This window comes from uncultured Idiomarina sp. (assembly GCF_964010655.1).
Lineage (GTDB): Bacteria > Pseudomonadota > Gammaproteobacteria > Enterobacterales > Alteromonadaceae > Idiomarina > Idiomarina baltica.
Genome location: NZ_CAXGLS010000080.1, coordinates 1 through 3,931 on the forward strand (window position 1 = coordinate 1; position 3,931 = coordinate 3,931).

General features: G+C 48.7%; 4 protein-coding genes. 1 reads left to right on the plus strand and 3 read right to left on the minus strand.

The features are described 5' to 3' along the window. The first annotated feature begins 159 nt into the window (after window positions 1-159). Window positions 160-804: a cation diffusion facilitator family transporter gene (locus ABNS04_RS12140; protein ID WP_348671570.1), complete on the plus strand. Its 645-nt coding sequence runs from the start codon at window positions 160-162 to the stop codon at window positions 802-804. Window positions 805-816: 12 nt separating this feature from the next. Here ABNS04_RS12140 and ABNS04_RS12145 read toward each other — a convergent pair whose 3' ends face one another. The 3 genes from ABNS04_RS12145 to ABNS04_RS12155 form a co-directional block, all read right to left on the minus strand. Beyond that, window positions 817-1,128, minus strand: coding sequence for a hypothetical protein (locus tag ABNS04_RS12145; RefSeq protein ID WP_006955964.1), 312 nt, complete (start codon window positions 1,126-1,128; stop codon window positions 817-819). Window positions 1,129-1,250: 122 nt separating this feature from the next. After that, complete coding sequence (locus ABNS04_RS12150) at window positions 1,251-2,894, minus strand: diacylglycerol kinase family protein (protein ID WP_272978409.1); 1,644 nt, start codon at window positions 2,892-2,894, stop codon at window positions 1,251-1,253. A 7-nt stretch (window positions 2,895-2,901) separates the two neighbouring features. Next, window positions 2,902-3,813 (minus strand): arginine deiminase-related protein, encoded by a 912-nt coding sequence (locus ABNS04_RS12155; RefSeq protein ID WP_272978410.1) that lies wholly within the window; start codon window positions 3,811-3,813, stop codon window positions 2,902-2,904. Between the last annotated feature and the right edge of the window lie 118 nt (window positions 3,814-3,931).

Sequence of the window (3,931 nt, forward strand, 5' to 3'; positions counted from 1 at the left end):
GGTCGGAGGTTCAAATCCTCTCACGCAGACCAATTCTTCTCTTTTCCCTGCTAAATTACTCTATCAATTCCACATCAGGTAATTCAGAGCGAAACCACGCTGCTGCAAACTACTTTTTTTGATACAATTGCGGCAAAATTTTTGCTACTGGATGTTCAAATGTCTTCATGCTGCGGTGGCGGAGTCTCTAATACACAAGCGCAAATGGATAGCGCACAGAAACGCTTACTATGGACCGTATTGGTGCTCAATGGTGTGATGTTTTTCGTTGAGTTCACAGCCGGTTGGATAGCCGAGTCCAGCGGCTTAATTGCTGACTCATTGGATATGCTTGCCGATACGCTGGTTTATGCAGTGAGTTTGTATGCGGTGGGTAAGGCAATTAAATACAAAGCGAATGCGGCTATTTTTAATGGCATATTACAAACAGCTCTCGCGTTGTTGGTGCTCGGTGATGTCGCACAGCGGTTGATTTGGGGCAGCGAACCCAATGCCAACATGATGCTATGGATAGCCGGCTTAGCATTACTGGTCAATGTTATTTGTTTTGCCCTGCTGTACAGCTCACGTAATGGCGATATCAACATTCGCGCCAGTTGGATTTGCTCGCGTAACGATATGCTCATGAATGCAGGTGTCATTCTTTCTGCCTTGATGGTAAGCGTCATTAATAAAGCGTGGCCAGACTTGTTGATAGCAACAATCATCGCGATCATTGTGCTACGTTCGGCGCTACGCATTATCAAAGACGCTCATGCCGTCAAAGCGAGCGAAAAAACCGATATTTCGACGTGTTGTGGTTAATAGCCTAAGTTGTTAATACTTAGAGGCATCCTGCACGGCTTGTGGCAATAATGGCAGTGCATAGGTGCGATAAGCTCGGATGTTAAGCCATTTCGCCAAACCAAGATAACTAATAATAATGACTGCGCTTATCACCGAGTGGTGCCAACTTGGTAAAATTAAAAGTGCCGCCACAACGGACAGCAAGGCGCACTGACGCAATAGGAAGTTGCCCCTGCGATACAGTTTGGCGCGAAACTTAGCCACGGTAATGGCGCGGTGTGCGGTGCGGGGATTTACACCGTCTAACTCGGGTTGCTTATACCAGCCTACGAAATCAATCATAACTCACTTAATATTGATTAATTTGTACACAGTATACCACAACTGACGCTCTGAGCTCTATTCGTATGATTTATGACCGCTATTTCACAAGGCCTTTAGGCTCGATTACCGCGTTCGATTATCTAGTAATCAATACGATCAGGCACCAAGATCTGCAGTGCATGCTTTTCAACCTTGATATCTAACTCATCCGCTGAGTAAGGTTCGCCATCGACGACATAATCTAAGCGCTCACCATCACAGCGTGCTAGGTGAATACGCTTTATTCGTGTGTGATGGGTATTCATCCCCACTTGGTCTTCGGTAATGCTGGCGTACAAGAGCTCGATTAGGCTTTTTACCGGTGAACTCTCACCCTGCTCTGAATCGAGCCAGGTTACATCCAGTTTGCCATCGTCGATCACGGGCTCCCCATCACCCTGCGCCAACAAGGTTGTCATTGGTGCCGCATTGGCAACAATTAAACTCGCTGTTTCCCACGTTTCGGTTTCACCGTCATCAATGGTTACATGCAACTGCAGTTGCTTATCTTCACTCAGTGCGCGCCATAAACCTTGAATATATGCTAACTGCCCTAGCTTATCTTTGGCGCTGCGATCTGCCTGCTCAATCATTTGCTGTTCGAAGCCCACGCCAGCGCATAAAAGCATCAATTGCTCATTGACCCAGCCACAATCGATTTGCCGACAACGACCCTCGATAATCGTTTCGCAAGCGACATCCACTGGGCTCAATTTACTACTGAGTCCCCACAGCACCTGGCTCAAGGAGTTTGCTGTGCCCATGGGTACGATCGCCATCTTACAGTCATGGCCGATGAGCGCACGTGCCACTTCAGTCAACGTACCATCACCACCACACGCAATGACCAACTCAGCGCCCTGCTCAAGCGCCTCACGGGCACATTCGGTGCCGTTTTTATCTTCTTTCGTCTCAATGACTGTTAACTCGAAATACGGTGTGAGCGTATCCTTTAGCGGCTGCGCATATTCACTCCATTTACCGCCGCCGGATACCGGGTTCGCGACAATATACGCGCGCTTAATCATCAACTCTTGGTGTTCATCGATAAACTGTTGCAATGCCTTCTTCTGTTGATGATTTAATCGCGCAACTTTACGCGCGCCTTGAATTTTCTTCATCACGTCATCGATGTTTTTCGTATTTCTGTGCGCCAGTAAGTAGGCGGCCGCCATAAACACTGAACGTCCACGCCCCAAGGCGCAATGAATTAATACATTGTGGCCTTGCCGTTGTTGCTCGTGGATCCACTGCAAGGCTTGATGGATTTGTTCGTGAGACGGCGCCAAATGGTCAAGGACCGGAACGTTTAAATAATTAACCTCGGCGCGTTCAGCCGACCAGTCAAGCGCATCAAATTCAGCTGTGACATCAAGTACCGCATTAATCGGCACGTCTTTAATGGCCTTCAGGTCGCCGCTGAATAAGCGTCTTCCTACATAGATTCCATCCGCGACCTTTTGAAACACGGGTAAATCATCTTGCCGACGTGCGATGGCGTTATAAACGCGTACGCCAATCAGGAACGGGATTAATGACCAACGTATGTACCAAGGAATACGTCCGTTCGCTTTCTTACGAAACAATCGAGCGGTATTCAACCAATATGCAGAGGCGATTAGCGCTAAGGCGATACAGGTCCAGCCGAAGGCAATTTTTAATGGCCAGGTGGGAAGTATATAGGTCAGTAATAGCGCGACGAGCGCGCCACACAAATAATAATAAGGTATTGCCTTTGAGCCCATAAGTATCCTATCTTGGTTGCCATTGTAGTTGCGCTATCATGCAGCGCGCGGAGCCTCCGCCCTGCTCTATCGTTGGCAGGTTGCATATTAGCATACGCGCTTTTTGCTCAATTTGATCCCTTTGTTGCCGGGTTAATGCCTTTGCCGCCGTTTGTGATAAAACCAATATCGGCCCTTCTCGCCCCACGAGCTCCAAGGCATTACCAGCAAAGGATTCTATTTGTGAGCCCGTGAGTTCAATCACACATCGATCGCCATACGCTAGGCGCTGTGCCAAGTCATTACGATAAGCCGGTGCGACCAGTTCCGGCGCATACATGGCGATATGCTCACCCACATTCATGAGCACATTGGTGTGGTAAATAGGTACGCCCTCGCGGTCATGCGCGTCAATCACCACAGGATTACAATCGATGTGCTTACTTAGCTCTGCTAACACGACATCGCTCATTCGCTGCGAACGCACCGCGTAAACATCGTGACTCAGAGGATCAAACACCAGCGCGCCGGTTCCTTCAAGACTTAACCCTTGCGACTCAAAGCCGGTCAGATCAACGGTACGGGTGATCACGTAGTCCTGTTCTAAGCGTTGAATAATGTCGACACGTCGCTCTAACCGGCGGTTAGCGCAGTGCATGGGGTATAATACAAGTGTGCCGTCCGCATGACTGGTAAACCAATTATTGGGAAACACCGAGTCCGGTGTTTCGGTCGTGGTATCGTCAAAAACCTCAACACGAACCCCTTGCTGATTAAGCTGCGCCACCATGGCATCGAACTCTTCACGTGCATAGCGACTCACCGCGGCTTCGACACGCGCATCATCGAGCTGCTGAAAACGATTATCTGCCGCGGTTTGCTCATTACTGCGAAAATGATGTGGGCGCACCATGGCCACTCGACTGCATAATTGACTCACTACGTTAACTTCCTTTTCATCAGAAACAGCAAGCCGCTATTCTACTTGTGTTGGTTAAGTTTGCGCAATGCGAGTAACTCAGGCTTACACACGATGTCGGCTATATCTCCGTGTCAGT

Coding starts and splice junctions, on each gene's coding strand:
- ABNS04_RS12145 (WP_006955964.1), bottom strand. CDS start 1,128: ATGATTGATTTCGTAGGCTGGTATAAGCAACCCGAGTTAGACGGTGTA.
- ABNS04_RS12140 (WP_348671570.1), top strand. CDS start 160: ATGTCTTCATGCTGCGGTGGCGGAGTCTCTAATACACAAGCGCAAATG.
- ABNS04_RS12150 (WP_272978409.1), bottom strand. CDS start 2,894: ATGGGCTCAAAGGCAATACCTTATTATTATTTGTGTGGCGCGCTCGTC.